Source organism: Roseovarius sp. E0-M6 (assembly GCF_037083845.1).
Classification (GTDB): domain Bacteria; phylum Pseudomonadota; class Alphaproteobacteria; order Rhodobacterales; family Rhodobacteraceae; genus Roseovarius.
Genome location: NZ_JBAPLA010000001.1, coordinates 1,157,022 through 1,173,751, shown reverse-complemented (window position 1 = coordinate 1,173,751; position 16,730 = coordinate 1,157,022). Strand labels below are relative to the sequence as shown.

Genomic DNA, 16,730 nt, shown 5'->3' with positions numbered 1-16,730 from the left:
AGAGACACGATGGATACCAATGGTCTGATCGACTTTCTGGCACGCGGGGGGCCCGCGCTCTGGCTGATCGCGGTTCTGTCGGTGGTGACCCTTGCCCTGATCCTGTGGAAGGTGTGGCGCTTTGTGGTGACTGGCGCGTGGGCCGGGCAGGCGACAGGCCGCGCGGTGACGATGTGGAAGGCCGGGCAGCACGCCGAGGCGTGCGACCTGCTGGATGGTCGGCGGGGTTTGCGGGCGCGGTTGGCTTTGGCGGCGATGCGCAACCGGTCTGATACCGCACTTGGCTCCGCTGCGGCGCGAGAAGAGACCGAGCGCGAGGCAAAGCGCATCCTCAACGAGGCGCGGGGCGGCCTTCGGGCGCTTGAGCTCATCGCCACAATCGCGCCGCTTATCGGACTTCTGGGCACGGTTCTGGGCATGATCGAGGCCTTTCAGGCGCTTGAGGAAAGCGGTAACAGTGCCGATCCCGCGATCCTTGCCGGGGGTATCTGGGAGGCGCTTCTGACGACGGCGGCAGGTATGGCTGTGGCAATCCCCGCCTCGATGGCGCTGAGTTGGTTCGAAAGCGTGGTGGAGCGCGCGCAGGCCGACATGGAGGACGCGGCGACGCAGGTCTTCACGGCGCCCGGTATTCCCGAAGCCGGCTCACAGAAAGCGGGGCGTCGCGGCTGATGTTCAGCTTTGCCGCATATCGCCCGCGCAGGCGGCCGGGGCTGACACCGCTGATTGACGTGGTGTTCCTGCTGTTGGTCTTTTTCATGCTGGCCGCGCAATTCGGGCGAGAGACTTCCATGCCCCTGTCGGGAGGCAGCGGCGCGGGCGACTATTCAGGGCCGCCGCGCCTTGTTACCGTTGGGCCGGACGAGCTGCGCCTGAACGGGAGAGCCCTTGGGCTGGCCGACTTGGTTACTGCATTGCGGGACCTGACCGAAACGAACGAGGATATCGTCGTGTTGCGCGGGGTGGACGGCGCGGATGTTCAGCGGTTGGCGGACCTGATCGAGACACTCTCGGAAGCGGGTTTTGCGCGTCTGGTGTTGGTGGAGTAGGGCGCATGGATTTTTCGACCTCCCGCATGCGACGCGCCTCGGAACCGGCCCTGCCGATGATCAACGTGGTCTTTCTGCTTTTGATCTTTTTCTTGATGAGCGCGCAGATCAGCACACCGCCGCCTGTCGAGGTGAGTCCGCCCGCCGCGAGTGGCGCGGAGGCAGCGGTGGCCGAGAGCGTGCTTTACGTCACACGTGAGGGCGTGCTCGCCATGGGAGAGGCCCGCGCGGAGGCGGTTTGGGCGATGCTGGCCGCGATGGATGAGGAGAACCGACAGATGCCGATGACGCTGAATGTCGATGGTGCGCTTCCGGCGGCTGATCTTGCCCGCGTCCTTGGGCGGCTGAGCGCCCTTGGGTTCGAAAACCTTCACTTGGCAACGAGACCTGACTGATGCGGATCGTCGAGCTTTTCACCTTTGGCGGCCTTGCCGTCGCCGCGCATCTGGGCGCGTGGGCATGGCACGCAGGCAACGGGGCTGGCACGCCAGCGGCAGGAGACGAAGGTGCGGCTTCGGTCACGCTCGCCGCGGCCACGGGGGAGATGAGCGAGTTGGTCGGAGCATGGAGCAAGCCGCCCGAGACGATGCAGACGGTTGAGGCCATGCAACCTTCCCAGATGGATGCCCCCAAGGCCGAACCGGTCGCGATCGCTGCTCCAACAGAGACGCGGGATAGGCCGGCGCAGCCTATGCAGCGGCCCGCACCCGCAACTCCGGCATTGCCCGATGACACCCTGCCGCAAACCGACAGGCAAAGTTTCGAACCGCCGGTGTCTGACGCGCCCACCGCGTCGCTACGCCCGCAGCAACGCCCGGAGCAGACCGCCCCCACACCCAAGCCTGTCCAAAAGCCCGAACGCGCCGCGCCCGAGGCCCCCAAGCCCCAAGCGAAAAGCGCCGATGCAAAGCCCGCGCAGAAAGGTGCGACCGCGCAGACCTCGTCCGGCAGCAATAGCGGTCAGGGCGCGGGTGTGACGAAACAGGCCGCAGCCGCCACGATCTCGAAGGCGCAACGTCATAGCTTGATGGCGCAATGGGGCGCAGCCCTCCGGCACGGCATTGAGCGGCGCAAACGCTATCCGCGTGGCACCACTGCGTCCGGCACGACCAAGCTGCGCATAACGGTGTCGCGGCAGGGGCGTCTTTTGGGGATGAGCGTTGCGCAATCCTCGGGCGATGCGGCGCTTGATCGCGCGGCGGTCGAAGCGGTGCGGCGCACCCGGTATCCGGCCGCGCCGCGTGGCCTTGGGCAACCCAGCTATTCCTTCAACCTGCCGATCGCGTTCCAACACAGGTAACGCACCGGGCGCGCAGTCCGCCTCAGCCTTTGGAGCCGGTGATCCCCGAGACATCATCCTGTGCCGCCGCGCGCATGAGCCACGCGGCCAGTGCGCCTGCCGCGCTGTCGCGGGTTTGAGCACCGCGGGTCACGATGTAGTAACCTTCATACTCCATGACGCCGGGTCCAAAAGCCTGAACGAGCGCCCCTGAGCCAAGGGCGCGCCCGCCCATGAACCAATCGGAGAGGGCAAAGCCGACACCTTCGCGGGCATAGGCCACCGCATCGTGATGCGATCCGGCGTGAACGTCGCGGGCCGGGCGAACCTGTTCGATGCCGCGGCTGGCGAACCAACGCGCCCAGAGGTCGCCGCCATCTTCGTGGATGATGGTGGACTTGCGCAGGACCGACGGGTCGAGCGGGAGCGGGCCGCGTGTCAGTTCAGGGGCGCAGACCGGAAAGATTTCGGTTCGGATGAAGGGCGTTACCCGGTGGCCCGCAAAGCTATGGGCGGCAAAGACGATGGCAAGGTCCACATCCGCAGGCAGCGTGCTCATCGTGCGTTCGGCATAAGAGCATCGCAGAGAGAGATCGGGAAAGCGTTTCAGGAAGTCAGCGAGTTTCGGACCCAGCCACTCGACCATCAGCGAGACCGGAACCGCGATGGAAAGCGTGCCCGAAAACGCATCCGCCGAAAGCGCGAGCGCGGTGGCCGTGATATCATCGAAGCCCGACTGGATCGACCGGACAAGGCGCTCTCCGGCCGGATTAAGTTCGATCCGCCGCCCGTGTCGGTCGAAAAGCCGTACGCCAAGCGTTGCCTCGAGCGCGCGCACCTGATGGCTGACTGCGCTTTGCGTGACGCCCAGTTCCTGTGCTGCGTGGCCCATATGCTGATGCCGGGCCGCAGCCTCGAAAGACTGAAGCGCGTTGAGCGAGAGCCATTTGTCACCGATCTTCACCGCATGCCACGCTTGATGATTTCACCTCATCTATACAAGCAATTTTATTCGTTTTGATCAAGGTGGACTTGCCGGTAAACTTGCCAAAAGCCCTCATACCGGAGACACGTCATGCCCAAGGACAAGATCGTTGCCCCTCAATCCCCGCTTCAGGCCCGCAATCCTGAGGGTGGCACTGCGCCGCTAAGCGACTGGGGGATCGACAGTGAATATGGCCTGTTGCAGGATGTGCTTCTTGGCCCGGTCGAAACCTTCGGGCACATGGACAACACCGCCTTCAGCTCGATCTATCGGGAAACGGCCCGGACCGGGCGAGCCTGGGACCACCAAGCGGCGGTTCGGCAATACCGCGAGATGTGCGATGCCTATGAAGAGGCGGGGGTGCGCATTCATACGCTGCCCGCCGACGAGCATCTTCGCTATGGCGTCTATGCCCGCGATTCGAGCTTCATGACGCCGTGGGGCGCGGTCATCACCCAGATGGCAAATCCGCGTCGTCGCGGCGAGTATTCCGCCGCGCTTCGCTTCTACCTGGAGGCTGGTATTCCGATCTATGACATGGTGAGCGCAGGTAGCTTCGAGGGTGGAGATTTTCACATCATCGAGCCGGGCGCGGTGCTGATCGGTTATACCGGGCTTCGTTGCGAGGAAGTCTCGGCGCGTCAGATCGGTGCATGGGTCGAGAAGGAGGGCTGGGAGGTCCACTATGCCTATATCGATCCATACTATGTGCATATCGACCTGATGGTCTGCATGATCGCACCGAAATGTGCGGCGGTTTGCCTTGAAACGACGCCGGACCACGTGACCGATTGGCTGAGATCGAAGGGCATAGAGATCATCCCCGTGGGATTCCGCGACACGATGGCGCTTGGATGTAATGTCATGTCGCTGGGCGGGGAAAGAGTACTTGCCCCGGCGGCAAGCAAGGATCTGGTGGGCAAACTGCGCGCCAACGGGTTCAAGGTCTATGACCCGGAAATGGACATGTTCAGTATGATGGGAGGGGGCATTCACTGCATGGCGCAGTCATTGCGCCGCGATGCCGGCTGAAACGGCCGGATTGCCAACAAGAACAGGGAGAACAACATGAAAGATCAAAAGATCAAGGAACTGAGTGACCGCTTCATGGCGGGTGGGATGAGCCGCCGGAGCTTTATGCGGTCCCTGCTTGCGACGGGGATGGCGGCGGCGACGGCCACCGGCCTTGCCGACCGCGCAAAGGCCGCAGCGCCCAAGCGCGGGGGCACCTTCCGTATCGGCAAGGGACATGGTCAGACAACCGACACGATGAACCCCGGCACCGCCGAGAACGGGTATATGGTCAATCTGCTGCAATCCTATCACGGCTACCTGACCGAAGTGGCCCCGGACGGCAGCCTTACCGCCGGTCTTGCCGAAAGCTGGGAGGCATCGCCGGATGGCAAGACATGGTCATTCGAGCTGCGCGAGGGGACGACATTCCACAATGGCAAGTCGGTCCTGCCCGAGGATGTCATCGCGTCGGTCAACCATCACCGAGGCGAGGATTCGACATCGGCGGCCAAGCCGCTGCTGGCCGCGCTGACCAATGTGCGCGCCGATGGCAAGCGCCGCGTGGTGTTCGAGCTTGATGCCGGGAACGCCGATTTCCCCTTCACGCTTAGCGACTATCACATTCCCGTCGGCATGTCCGAGGACGGGCAGGTTGACTGGACCACGGGGATAGGCGCGGGGGCATACAAGCTCGATAATTTTGAGCCGGGCGTGCGCGCCGACTTGTCGCGCAATGACGATCACTGGGATCTTGGCAACCGTGCTTTTTTTGACTCGGCCGAACTTTTGTCGGTGACCGACACGAATGCGCGAACCACCGGTCTTCAGACTGGGGATTTTGATGCGGTGGACAGGCTCGACCTCAAGACCGTGGACCGGATCCAGCAAGCACAAGGTGTCACGGTGCATTCAGTGCCGGGAACGCAGCATTTCACATTCGAGATGATGTGCACGGTCGATCCCTATACCGATCGCGATTTGCGGCTCGCGCTGAAATACGCCATCGACCGGCAGGAATTGGTCGACAAGATCCTCTTTGGATATGGCGTGATCGGCAACGACCACCCGATCGGACAAGGCCAGAGGTTCTTCAACAAGGACCTGCCACAGCGTGAATACGATCCCGACAAGGCCCGTCACCACCTCAAGAAAGCGGGGTACGAGTCGGTCGATATCGAGCTTTTGGCGGCCGATGCGGCCTTTGCCGGGGCGGTGGATGCCGCCACGCTATATCAGAACTCGGCCAAGGGAACCGGGCTCAACATCACGCCGGTCCGGGTGCCGAATGACGGCTACTGGACTGATACGTGGAACGTGAAACCCTTTGTCGCGGTCTATTGGGGGGGACGCCCGGTCGAGGATCTGATGTTCGCCACGGCCTACAAGAGCGGCGTGCCGTGGAATGGGACGCGCTGGTCGAATGACCGGTTCGATGACTTGCTGATCAAGGCGCGCGCCGAATTGGAAACCGAGAAACGGCGCGAGATGTATCACGAGATGCAGGAGATATTGAGCAATGACGGTGGTCTGATTGCGCCGATGTTTGCCTCGTATGTCTTTGGCACCCGTGACGGGCTTGGCCTGCCCGAACAGTTCGCTTCGAATTGGGACATGGACGGCGAACGTTGCATTGAGCGGTGGTGGTTTACCTGAGCGACGCGCCCGGATCGGACACACAAGCGACGGGCCGGAAGCGGCCCGTTTGCACGTGGTCGGGCCGCTTTGAACCCTGCGCCAAGGTATTCTGCGAAAACCTGTCGGCATAGGTTTAACGGCACCATCCATGACGCCGAATTTTCTTCACGGCTAAATCACGTCGTTCGCCGGTTTTGTGGAACGCAGACATGGCCTCACTCGTTGATCGGTAAACCCCGGGGGCGTTGACGTCCGCGACACTCAATGGGAGGTGATCAGTGACCATGTCAGACACGTCCAAGCCGCATCGCGACGCGCATGGCCCGCGCTTAGGCCGTCAAGGTTCTACGTGATGCGCGCAACAGTTCAGAAATTCTTTCCGATCGTCGTGGTGGGCGGAGGGGCTGGCGGCCTCGAACTTGTCACCGCGTTGGCACGGGCTGGGCATCGCGATGTGCTTTTGATCGACCGCAACGCCTGTCACGTCTGGAAGCCGCGGCTGCACGAAATGGCCGCAGGTCTTGGCGCGGCTGATGTGGATGAAATCTCCTATGCCACGGTGGCCGAACACTGGGGGTTCTCGTTCCGGCAGGGCACCCTGAGCGATGTGTCGCCGCAGGACCGCACGATCACGGTTGGCGCCGTGCGAAACGCCGATGGTGCGGTTATCGTGCCGGAGTTCAAAGTGAATTACGACGCTCTCGTGCTGGCTCTGGGGGGAGTGACCCCCGATTTGGGGGTTGACGGTGTGCATGAGCACAGCCTCATGCTCGACGATGGCAAGGACGCCGAAGAGATGTTCGTCCGTCTCTCCCGGGGGCTGCTCGCCAAATCTCTGATGAGCGATGCCAGTGCCTTCGAGGTGGTGATTGCCGGGTCCGGCTCTACCGGTGTGGAACTGGCCTCGCATCTTATCGAAAGCCGTCAATGCAACACGATTGCACCGCGTGCCGACCTGCCCGAGATACGGGTGACCATGCTCGAGGCGACCGATGAGATCATGCCGGGCCTATCCGATGAAGTGCGGAGGGGCATTCGCGAGCGTCTGGAAAAGCAGGGTGTGCGGGTAGAGACGCGACAACTGGTCAGTCGTGTGACCGAATGTGCGGTCGAGACGGATGACGGCGCAAGATTCCGCTCGGACCTGACCGCGTGGACTACGGGAATAGTGGGGCCGCGCATCGCAGAGGACATCGCGGCGCTCGATACGAATGAAAAGCGCCAGTGGTGCGTAAAGCCGACCCTGCAAACCCTTGCGTCGGATGCGATCTTTGCCTTGGGCGATTGCGCCGCGATAGAGGACGACCCGGCTCCGCCATCTGCGCAGGCGGCGAGCGAGCAGGCCGCCCATCTTGCCCGCTATCTGCCACGCTGGCTTTTTGAGGGGCAGACGCCCGAGCCGTTCGAGTTCCGCAATAAGGGCACGGTTTTGTCACTGGGCGACGGGGGCAGCATCGCCAAAGTCAGGACACGGTTTACCGATGATTTCATGATCGGTGACAGGTTCGCCCGGGCCGCCTATCGCGGGCTATACCGTCAGCATCAGTTTCACATTCTTGGCTCGGTCAAAGGCACACAGGATTGGCTTGCGGATATCTTGCAACGGGGTGTCGGCCCGCGGCTCAAGGTGTTCGGCTAGAGGATTGGCCGGATGGTGGGGCCGGGGAGTGGGGGCGGCGAGCCGTGTCCACTCCCCGACCCCCGGTTCGTCACTGCGTTATAAAAAGCGATTTGGCGTTGGTGAATTCTTTCATACCAAAGCCGCCATGTTCGCGGCCATAGCCTGAATTCTTTACGCCGCCGAACGGCATGTTCGGCAGGGCGATGGTGTAGCCGTTGATCGAAACCATGCCGGTGTCGAAATACTTCGACGCCAGTGTCCGGGCCCTTTCGCTGTCGCGACTGAAGACGCCACCACCAAGGCCATAGCGGCTATCGTTGGCGATACGAAGGGCATCCTCGTCATCCTCGGCACGGATGATCGAGGCCACAGGGCCGAAAAGCTCGTCATCATAGGCTGGCTGCCCGGGAACCACATCGACAAGCACCGTGGCGGGGTACCACGCGCCGGTCTTTTCAGGTAGTTCGCCTCCGCAGAGCAAAGTCGCGCCCTTCGCCACGCTTTCAGCGACCTGTTCGGCCAGCTTGTCGCGCAGATCATCGCGGGCCATCGGGCCAAGGGCGGTCTCTTCCTCGGTTGGGTCGCCCAGTTCAGTCGCCTCCATCTTATCGGTGAACCGTTTGACGAATTCGTCGTAGTGCGGCGCCGTCACGATAAAGCGTTTGGCGTTCACACAAGTCTGGCCGTTATTGTAGATGCGGCCCGTGACACAGGCCTCGACGGCGACATCGAGATCGGCATCCTCAAGCACCAGATATGCGTCGTTCGACCCGAGTTCGAGCACCGTCTTCTTGAGAACCGAGGCGGCCTTTTCGGCCACTATCCGGCCCGCGTCGTCGCTTCCCGTCAGGGTGATGCCGCGCACAAGGTCGTTTTCGATGACGCGATCGGATTGATCGTGGTCGATGACAAGCACGGTGAAAAGATGCTCGGGCAGGCCCGCGTTTTGGAAAAGATCGCGCAGGTAAAGACCGCTCCCGGTGCAGTTCGCAGCGTGTTTGAGTAAGACGCCATTGCCCGCCATGAGATTCGCGATCGTGTATCGAACCGCCTGATAGCAAGGGAAATTCCACGGCTGGATGCCATAGATGACGCCGATTGGCGCATAGGTGATGACACCTTTGCCGGGGGCGATGTCGCGTTCTTCATCGGCCAGTTCGGTTGGTCCGGTCTTGGCTGTGTAGTCGCAGATCGCGGCGCACAATTCGATCTCTTCGCGGCTGTCGGCAATAAGCTTGCCCACCTCTTTGGTCATGAGTTGGGCGAACTCCTCCTTGTTGTCGCGCAGAGCCTTGGCGATGGCGCCGATGACTTGCGCGCGCCCCTCCAACGACCATTCGCGCCACTGAAGAAATGCGGTGTGACACTCTTCGATGGCCAGTTTGACCGTCGTGTCGTCCATGAGATCGTATGTTGCGATCTTGGTATTTGTTGCTGGATTTACGGTTGTGATATCTGTCGCCATGGATAACCTCGCTTTCCGTTTGCTGTTAACAAACGCGGCAAGAGCGGATTGTTTCCATAGATTACGACGATTAAGCACGGTTCCGCTCAGAGCGGTCGGCGCATCATGTCTCAGAGGAAATTGGCTGGGGTGGTAGGATTCGAACCTACGGTACACGATACCAAAAACCGTTGCCTTACCACTTGGCTACACCCCAACTTCGCGCGCTAATTACTCGCTGGTCGATGGCTGTGCAAGACCGGAATCGGAAAAAAAGTGGTGGTGACCACCCAAAGGCCGGGCGGTCGTGTGAGTCAGTCGATGGTCTCGTCCGCGCCCACGCCCCAAAGGTGTGATTTCGGCGCCCATCCCTTGTAGCCCTGAACCGCCAACTCGCACCATGTGCCAGCGCATTCCCGGACACGCGCAACGACACCCAGTTCAAGCTGGGCCACGACGGGCGCATCGGGGAGCGGGCTTCTGCGTAGTTCGAGCAGATCGGTTTCGATCAACACCGTCCGCGACCCCGAGAGCAGCGAATAGTGCATCCAGCCGCCCATACCGTCGCGGTCGCGCACGCGCCGCCAATGGCCGTGCTCGGCGGTGATTTCGAGCGGAATGCCGGGATGCTTGAATATCCAGTCAATGCGGTGGGTCCGGCTTGGTCCGCGCCGGACGTATCCTTCGGTTGTTTTCATCGAGACAAAACGCGGCATGGGCAGATTTGTGACCGGCCCCCGCTCCTCGGCGATGAGCGTCACAGGCAGCAGCGCCACGAGGGCGGCGGTCAACAGGGATTTTCTCATGTGCGATGCCCGAATTTGCCTGTCATTGGACTCGGGGTTCTTGTGCCCCGCGTGATCCTGCGCCACTCTGGCAGCGAGTAGGTGATTTGGAAAGGCCGGGGAGGGCCATGATGCAATCTCAGCGCCTGAGTGTTGTCGTAACGCGACGCCTGCCGGACCGGATCGAGACTCGGCTGGGTGAATTGTTCAATGCCGAATTGAGTGCGGATGACCAGCCAATGGGCCGCAGGGCCCTGATCCGGGCGGGGCAACAGGCCGATGTTTTGGTGCCGACGATCACCGACCGGATCGATGCCGAGATTCTGGACGAAATGGGCGACCGTCTGAAACTGATCGCGAATTATGGCGCAGGGGTCGATCATATCGACGTTCAGGCGGCGCGACAGCGGGGTATCATCGTGTCCAATACGCCCGGTGTGTCGGCGGCGGACACCGCAGACATGACCATGGCTCTAATCCTTGCGGTGGGGCGGCGGATACCGGAGGGGATGGCGATGATGCAGGAGGGCGCCTGGGGAGGCTGGTCGCCCTCGGCGCTTCTGGGGGCGCGGCTTTCGGGCAAGAAGCTGGGCATTCTGGGTTTGGGACGGGTCGGACAAGAGGTGGCGCGGCGCGCCGCAGCCTTTGGCCTTGAGGTGCATTACCACAACCGACGCCGCCTGCGAGCGGAGACCGAGACCGAGCTTGGCGCAACCTATTGGGAGAGCCTGGACCAAATGGTTGCGCGCATGGATGTGATGAGCCTGCATTGCCCGCACACGCCATCGACGTTTCATCTGATGAATGCGCGACGCCTGAAACTCATGAAGAAAGAAGCGTTTATCATTAATACTTCACGTGGTGAGGTGATTGACGAAAATGCCCTGACTCGGATGTTGCGCACCGGTGATCTGTCCGGGGCCGGACTCGATGTTTATGAACAGGACAACGGCGTGAACCCGCGCCTGCGGGCATTGTCCAACGTGGTGCTTTTGCCGCATATGGCCTCGGCCACGCGCGAGGGGCGCGTGGAAATGGGCGAGCGTGTCATCATCAATGTAAAGGTGTTTGAAGATGGGCATAGACCGCCCGATCAAGTGTTGCCATACGACTTCTAGAAAGTATCGTAACATATTGAAATTATTATATATAATTTCTGTTACGCTTGGCCTTTCATGGACGGCGCACGCGCAGCAAAGCGCCGATTCGGTCGCTCCTGAGGCGGGCGGCGCGGGAGAGGTCGTCACATCCGATGAGGTTGCCCGCTCGCTTGAGGACAAGGCCGCCGGTCGACCTGTCAAAGCCGATGACTGGATGGTGGTCGCCGCGAATCCGCTGGCGGTCGAGGCCGGCGCAAGAGTGCTCCGCGAGGGCGGCACCGCAGCGGATGCCATGGTGGGGGTGCAGGCCGTGTTGGGGCTGGTGGAGCCGCAGAGTAGCGGGCTGGGAGGTGGTGCGTTCCTTGTCTGGTGGGATGCGGGTAGCGGCACGCTGACTACGCTTGACGGGCGCGAGACCGCGCCATTGGCCGCGACACCGCTGCTTTTCCAGACGGCGGAGGGGGAGCCGCTCGGGTTTTTCGAGGCGGTTGTCGGGGGGCTGAGTGTTGGAACGCCCGCGACCCCTGCGCTGATGGAGGAGGCGCATCGCCGCTGGGGCCGGGCCGCGTGGCCGGGTCTGTTCGATGAGGCCATCGCCCATGCTCGCGACGGTTTCAAGGTGAGCGAACGCATGTCGAGTTCGATCGCCCGCGATGCCGAAAGGCTTGGGCGGTTTCCCGAAACGGCGGCCTATTTCCTGCCGGGCGGGATGCCTTTGCGGACAGGCGATCACCTGCGTAACCCTGCCTATGCCGCAACGCTCGAGCAGCTTGCCGAAGAGGGATCGGCGGCCGTTTACACGGGTGACATTGCGCGCGACATCGTGGCAACCGTGACCGGAGCGGCGGACAATCCCGGTGTTCTGGCCGAAATCGACCTCGCGCTTTACCAAGTCAAGGAGCGCGACCCGGTCTGCGCGCCGTATCGCGGCTATGACATTTGCGGCATGGGACCGCCGAGTTCCGGCGCGCTTGCGGTGGGGCAGACCTTGGGCGCGCTTGAGGCGTTTGACCTGCGTGCGATGGGCCCCGAGAGCCCGCAGGCGTGGCGCCTGATCGGCGATGCAAGCCGACTCGCCTTTGCGGATCGTGGAAGATACGTGGCCGATGAGGATCATGTGCCTGTGCCCGTCGCGGGGATGGTCGATCCGTCTTACCTTGAGACACGGGGCAAATTGCTTAACGGGGCGCGCGCGTTGCACGAGGCGCCAGTGGGCGCGCCCGAGTTCGAACACGCGTTGAATTGGGCTGATGACGCTTCGCGCGCGCTTCCGTCGACGTCGCATATTTCGATCGTCGACAGCTATGGCAATGCGCTTGCGATGACGACGACGATCGAGAACGCCTTTGGCTCGCGTCTTTTCGTGCGGGGGTTCTTGCTCAACAACGAACTGACGGATTTCTCGTTTCGAACTCATCGCGGCGGCCTCCCGATCGCCAACAGTGTTGCACCGGGCAAGCGCCCGCGCTCGTCCATGTCGCCGACCATCGTGATGCGCGACGGAACGCCGGTGATCGTGCTTGGCAGTCCGGGGGGCAGCCGGATCATTCCCTATGTGTCCAAGACGCTGGTGGCGATGATCGACTGGGATTTGAACGCGCAAGAGGCGGTCGCATATCCGCATCTGGTGAACCGGTTTGGCACCTATGATATCGAGTCGGACACGAGCGCCACACGCCTTGAGCCCGAGCTTCGTTGGCTCGGGTTCGAGACGGCGGTGCGGGACCTGAACTCGGGCCTGCACGTGATCGACATGCGCGATGGGCTCGAGGGTGGGGCCGACCCGCGCCGTGAGGGTGTGGCACTGGGCGAATGAGGCGCGCGCAATCGGACCTGCGCGTCGGTTTTGTGGTCTCGATGGTCGGCTGAACCCTGCGCCGATCTGCAAGGCTGATATTGAGCATGAAATCGAAATAGTGCTTGTGGGAGTCGCAGCATATGAAAACGCAAGTCAAAGCTCTGGTTGTGGGCGGCGGTGCCGTCGGAACCTCGATTGCTTATCACCTGGCCAAGGCCGGATGGGATGATGTCATGCTTCTGGAGCGCGACGAGCTGACATCCGGCTCGACCTGGCATGCGGCGGGCCTTCTGCCCTATTTCAACATGTCCTACGCAACGACGCATATTCACGACTATTCGATCAAGTTCTACAAAACACTTGAGGAAGAGACCGGGCTCAACGCGGGCTTTGCCGTGGTCGGCAACCTGCGGCTGGCGCAGACCCAAGAGCGCATGGACGAGTATATGCTCTATGCCTCGACCGCCGAGACATGCGGTGTGCCTTATGAGTGGATGACGCCCGACGAGATCAAGGCGAAGTGGCCATTGATCCGCACCGAAGACCTGAAGGGTGCGATCTATCACCAGACGGACGGATATATTAACCCTGCCGATGTGACCATGGCGATGGCCAAGGGCGCGCGCCAGCGGGGCGTCATGATCGAACGCAAATGGCAGGCCGACGCGTTCCACTGGAACGGCGAGGCGTGGGAGGTCACCTGCACCAAGATGGTGGAAAAGGGTGGCAACCTCGTGCCTTCGGACGAGCAGATCGTCATCACCGCCGAGCATGTCGTCACCGCGTCGGGCAACCATGCGCAGCGCACCGCGAAGATGCTTGGAATCAAGATGCCCGCCATCCCGGTCGAGCATCAGTTCATCGTGATGGATCAAGACCCCGAGCTGGTGAAATTCCGCAAGGATGAGGGCAATCCCGAACATCCCGTCATTCGCGAGGCCGACGCGCAAAGCTATGTTCGCGAGGAGCGTGGCGGCTGGATCCTGGGCGTCTATGAAAAGGGCGCGCCGGCGTGCTTTGAATACGGCGTGCCCGACAGTTTCCGCGCCGATCTTTTCCAACTCGATCTGGATCGGATCGAAGATCAGTACATGGCGATGAACCATCGCATCCCCTCGGCCGAGAATTGCGGGCTGAAGGACGATTTCAACGGGCCGATCTGTTACACGCCTGATGGCAACCCGCTCGTTGGGCCTGCTCCGGGGCTTCGCAACATGTGGCTGGCCGAGGGCTTTTCCTTCGGGATTACCGCGGCGGGCGGCACGGGGCACTATCTTGCGCAGCTCATGGTCGATGGCGAGGCCGAGATCGACATGGCGAGCCTTGATCCCAAGCGGTATTCGCAAAACTGGATGACGACGGAGTTCGCGGCGCGCAAGAACGAAGAAGCTTACGCGCATGTCTATATCCTGCATCATCCCGACGAAGAGCGGCCGGCCTGCCGTCCGCTGCGGACAGTGCCGGCCTATGCCCGGCAGAAGGCACGGGGCGCGCAGTTCGGCTGGACCAACGGGTGGGAGCGGCCCAACTATTTCGGCCCTCTGGATGCGGACGAAGACTTTGACCATGACGCCCGCAGCTTCCGCCGGGGTGGCTGGTGGCAATATGCGGTGGACGAGGCAAAAGCCATCCGAGAAGGCGTTGGCCTGATCGATGCCAGCGCCTTTACCAAGCATGTGGTCAAAGGGCCCGGCGCGACGCAGTTCCTTGATTGGTTTACCTGCAACAAGCTGCCCAAGGTGGGCCGCATCAACCTGACTTATGCGCTGACCGAGCACGGAACGACGCGGACAGAATATACCATCGTGCGCACTGGTGAGGATCAGTATTACCTCGTCTCGGCGGGCGCGTGGACAGAGTATGACGCGGATTACCTGCGCAAGGCGGCCGAGAAGAAGGCGGGCGAGTTCGGGTATATCGAAATTCAGGACGTGACGACCCAGTGGGGTGTCTTTGCCATTGCAGGGCCGAAATCACGCGACGTTCTGAATGAGGTGATCAAGGATGCCGATCCCGAAACCGCGCTGTCCAACAAGCGGTTCCCGTGGTTGAGTGCGCGGCAAATCGAGCTGGGCATGTGCCCTGTGAACGCCATCCGCGTGGCCTATACCGGTGAACTTGGCTGGGAGCTTCATCATCCGATCGAAATGCAGAATTACCTGTTTGATCTGCTTGAAAAGGCAGGGGAAAAGCACGGAATGAAGCTTGTTGGTGCGCGGGCGCAGAACTGGCTTCGACAGGAAAAAAGCTATCGCGCCTTCGGCAATGAGCTGGGCCGGGATGCCACCCCACTCGAGGCAGATCTGCCACGCTTCGTGGACCTTGATAAGGAGTTCCTTGGCAAGGAGAAAATGGTCGAGACCGGGGTTCGGGTGAAATGCTGCACGGTCCTTATTGACGGGCCTGAGGATTCCGACCCTTGGGGGCGTGAGGTGCTCTATTCCGAGGATGGCACGCGCGTCGGTCGCCTGACCTCGGGCGGGTATTCGGTGGCCTTCGAGAAATCCATCGGTATGGGTTATGTCAAACCCGACCTTGCGGTTGAGGGGACCAAGCTCAAGGTTAAGATGCTGGACAAGTTGTGGGATGCGGTCGTGACCTGCGACAGCACCTATGACCCCAAGAACGAGACGATCCGCAAGGACGGCTGAGGCAGAAGCGTTTCGCTTTGATCCGGTGTGTCGGGTCAAAGGCGGAACGCATTGTTGAGAAAACCAAAAGCGGGCCATTCAGCGTGGCCCGCTTTTGTGTTTGGTGAAGATCGGTGGGATGCAATCTGACGATCCGGCGGTAACGCCGTACCGAACGGAAAGCGCAAATCCCTTATCTTTTCATGAACTTGTCGAGGACATCGTCCATAACCGAGCCGTCGCCATCGGCGTCAAGCAGCGTGTTGAGCATCGACAGGTCCATACCGCCGCCGGCGGATTTATTCCCCCCCAGAAGGCCGCCGACAAGCCCCATCAGGCCACCACCGCCACTGCTTTGTGATTGGCTCAGCATTCCGTCGATCTGGCTATCGGGCATCTGCTTTTGCAAGCCGCCCTGTGCCATTGCCGCGAGTGCGGGCAGGAATTTTTGAACCGCTGCGGAATCGGCTCCGGCGCGGGTCGCCGCCTCGTTGGCAAGCGCCTGAGCCTGATCGCGGCCACCGAGAATTTTTTCAAGGAACTGAGCGCCTTTTTCCTGCCCGTCGTGACTGGCGGCTTGCGTGGCGTCGTCGAAGAGGGCTGCCTGATCCTCACCTTTGAAGGCCCCGAGGACATCGCCAAGGCCGCCCGCCTCGGCGCGTTTTTTCGTGGCCTGACCGATGGCCGGAGCCAGCATACCCGCAAGCTGGTTGGCTTTGTCCTCGGGCAAGCCGAATTGGCTCGCGAGTTGTCCGAGGCCCTGACCGTTCTGAGCCCCTTGGAGAAGTTTGAGAATCGACATGTTTGCTCCCTTTTCGTGGCGTGTTCGCGGTTAACAGACAGGAGGAGCGCGCCGGAGAATAGGGGAATTGAGCCGGGTCAATCCCCCCGAATTGCCCGAAACGACCGGAAAAGAGCGTTAAGCACATGAAACAGCGTGATTTCCGACGTCGGCATTCACGTCGGTATTCACGTCGGTATCACGTCGGTGCGGGAGGCGTTCAGGGGCGTGATGAAGCGACCGGGCGGAGGATTAAGGGCTGTGCGCTTGGATCGGTCGCAAAATTCCTGCCTTCGAAGCGGCTCGCCTTGCGCTGTTGTGTCAGGTCATAGGCAGCATGCTTGAAGGCATGAATTTTTCAGCCGCCTTTCATGTATGGCATCAGAACAACTTCGCTGTCCGGCTGGATTTCGGTGAACCATGCCTCGCGGTAGATGCGGCCATCGAGCGCGAGGGAGACCCCGCGCTCGATCTGTGGTTTCAGGCCCGGATACTTCTCGGACAGGCGGTCGAGCAACTGTTTGAAGTTGCCCGCCTCGACCTCGACCACGTCTTGACCATCGGTCGCGTCGCGCAGATTGCCCCAGAGCTTGACCTGAACCATACGTT

15 protein-coding genes and 1 tRNA gene are annotated in these 16,730 nt (G+C 61.5%); 10 read left to right on the top strand and 6 right to left on the bottom strand.

What is annotated here, in order from left to right; all coding sequences use genetic code 11:
* The first annotated feature begins 9 nt into the window (after positions 1 to 9).
* From V8359_RS05575 to V8359_RS05560, 4 genes are read left to right on the top strand one after another with little or no spacing between them, the layout of a single operon-like run.
* Positions 10 to 672: a MotA/TolQ/ExbB proton channel family protein gene (locus V8359_RS05575; protein ID WP_336427734.1), complete on the top strand. Its 663-nt coding sequence runs from the start codon at positions 10 to 12 to the stop codon at positions 670 to 672.
* Positions 672 to 1,049, top strand: coding sequence for an ExbD/TolR family protein (locus V8359_RS05570; RefSeq protein ID WP_336427733.1), 378 nt, complete (start codon positions 672 to 674; stop codon positions 1,047 to 1,049). The genes V8359_RS05575 and V8359_RS05570 overlap by 1 nt, the downstream gene beginning before the upstream one ends.
* A gap of 5 nt (positions 1,050 to 1,054) precedes the next feature.
* Positions 1,055 to 1,444 (top strand): ExbD/TolR family protein, encoded by a 390-nt coding sequence (locus V8359_RS05565; RefSeq protein ID WP_336427732.1) that lies wholly within the window; start codon positions 1,055 to 1,057, stop codon positions 1,442 to 1,444.
* Positions 1,444 to 2,349 carry an energy transducer TonB family protein gene (locus tag V8359_RS05560; protein WP_336427731.1) on the top strand — a complete coding sequence of 302 codons (906 nt, stop codon included), beginning with the start codon at positions 1,444 to 1,446 and terminating at the stop codon, positions 2,347 to 2,349. The genes V8359_RS05565 and V8359_RS05560 overlap by 1 nt, the downstream gene beginning before the upstream one ends.
* Before the next feature lie 22 nt (positions 2,350 to 2,371).
* On the opposite strand, the gene V8359_RS05555 is transcribed toward V8359_RS05560, so the two are convergent.
* Entirely contained in the window at positions 2,372 to 3,292 is a 921-nt protein-coding gene (locus V8359_RS05555) for a LysR substrate-binding domain-containing protein (protein WP_336427730.1), read from the bottom strand.
* Positions 3,293 to 3,403: 111 nt separating this feature from the next.
* Here V8359_RS05555 and V8359_RS05550 point away from each other — a divergent pair, with 111 nt between their 5' ends.
* From V8359_RS05550 to V8359_RS05540, 3 genes are all read left to right on the top strand, one after another.
* On the top strand, positions 3,404 to 4,345 hold the full coding sequence (locus V8359_RS05550) for a dimethylarginine dimethylaminohydrolase family protein (RefSeq protein WP_336427729.1): 942 nt from the start codon (positions 3,404 to 3,406) through the stop codon (positions 4,343 to 4,345).
* A gap of 36 nt (positions 4,346 to 4,381) precedes the next feature.
* The gene (locus V8359_RS05545; RefSeq protein WP_336427728.1) at positions 4,382 to 5,980 is read left to right on the top strand and encodes an ABC transporter substrate-binding protein; all 1,599 of its coding nucleotides are present in this window, start codon (positions 4,382 to 4,384) and stop codon (positions 5,978 to 5,980) included.
* Between the two features lie 334 nt (positions 5,981 to 6,314).
* Positions 6,315 to 7,601: an NAD(P)/FAD-dependent oxidoreductase gene (locus V8359_RS05540; protein ID WP_336427727.1), complete on the top strand. Its 1,287-nt coding sequence runs from the start codon at positions 6,315 to 6,317 to the stop codon at positions 7,599 to 7,601.
* Positions 7,602 to 7,671: 70 nt separating this feature from the next.
* On the opposite strand, the gene V8359_RS05535 is transcribed toward V8359_RS05540, so the two are convergent.
* The 3 genes from V8359_RS05535 to V8359_RS05525 form a co-directional block, all read right to left on the bottom strand.
* Positions 7,672 to 9,048, bottom strand: a complete 1,377-nt coding sequence (locus V8359_RS05535; protein ID WP_336427726.1) for an NAD-dependent succinate-semialdehyde dehydrogenase — start codon at positions 9,046 to 9,048, stop codon at positions 7,672 to 7,674.
* 121 nt (positions 9,049 to 9,169) lie between these two features.
* Positions 9,170 to 9,244: transfer RNA gene (locus V8359_RS05530), tRNA-Gln, on the bottom strand.
* A gap of 97 nt (positions 9,245 to 9,341) precedes the next feature.
* Entirely contained in the window at positions 9,342 to 9,833 is a 492-nt protein-coding gene (locus tag V8359_RS05525; RefSeq protein WP_336427725.1) for an SH3 domain-containing protein, read from the bottom strand.
* A gap of 110 nt (positions 9,834 to 9,943) precedes the next feature.
* On the opposite strand from V8359_RS05525, the gene V8359_RS05520 reads away from it, so the two are divergent.
* From V8359_RS05520 to V8359_RS05510, 3 genes are all read left to right on the top strand, one after another.
* Positions 9,944 to 10,930, top strand: a complete 987-nt coding sequence (locus tag V8359_RS05520; protein WP_336427724.1) for a 2-hydroxyacid dehydrogenase — start codon at positions 9,944 to 9,946, stop codon at positions 10,928 to 10,930.
* Positions 10,887 to 12,728: a gamma-glutamyltransferase gene (gene ggt, locus V8359_RS05515; RefSeq protein WP_442970316.1), complete on the top strand. Its 1,842-nt coding sequence runs from the start codon at positions 10,887 to 10,889 to the stop codon at positions 12,726 to 12,728. Before V8359_RS05520 ends, ggt begins: the two co-directional genes overlap by 44 nt.
* A 122-nt stretch (positions 12,729 to 12,850) precedes the next feature.
* On the top strand, positions 12,851 to 15,361 hold the full coding sequence (locus V8359_RS05510) for a GcvT family protein (protein WP_336427722.1): 2,511 nt from the start codon (positions 12,851 to 12,853) through the stop codon (positions 15,359 to 15,361).
* A 172-nt stretch (positions 15,362 to 15,533) separates the two neighbouring features.
* Here V8359_RS05510 and V8359_RS05505 read toward each other — a convergent pair whose 3' ends face one another.
* Both V8359_RS05505 and V8359_RS05500 read right to left on the bottom strand, forming a co-directional pair.
* Positions 15,534 to 16,142, bottom strand: coding sequence for a DUF937 domain-containing protein (locus tag V8359_RS05505; protein WP_336427720.1), 609 nt, complete (start codon positions 16,140 to 16,142; stop codon positions 15,534 to 15,536).
* Between the two features lie 337 nt (positions 16,143 to 16,479).
* Positions 16,480 to 16,725: a MoaD/ThiS family protein gene (locus V8359_RS05500; protein WP_336427719.1), complete on the bottom strand. Its 246-nt coding sequence runs from the start codon at positions 16,723 to 16,725 to the stop codon at positions 16,480 to 16,482.
* Between the last annotated feature and the right edge of the window lie 5 nt (positions 16,726 to 16,730).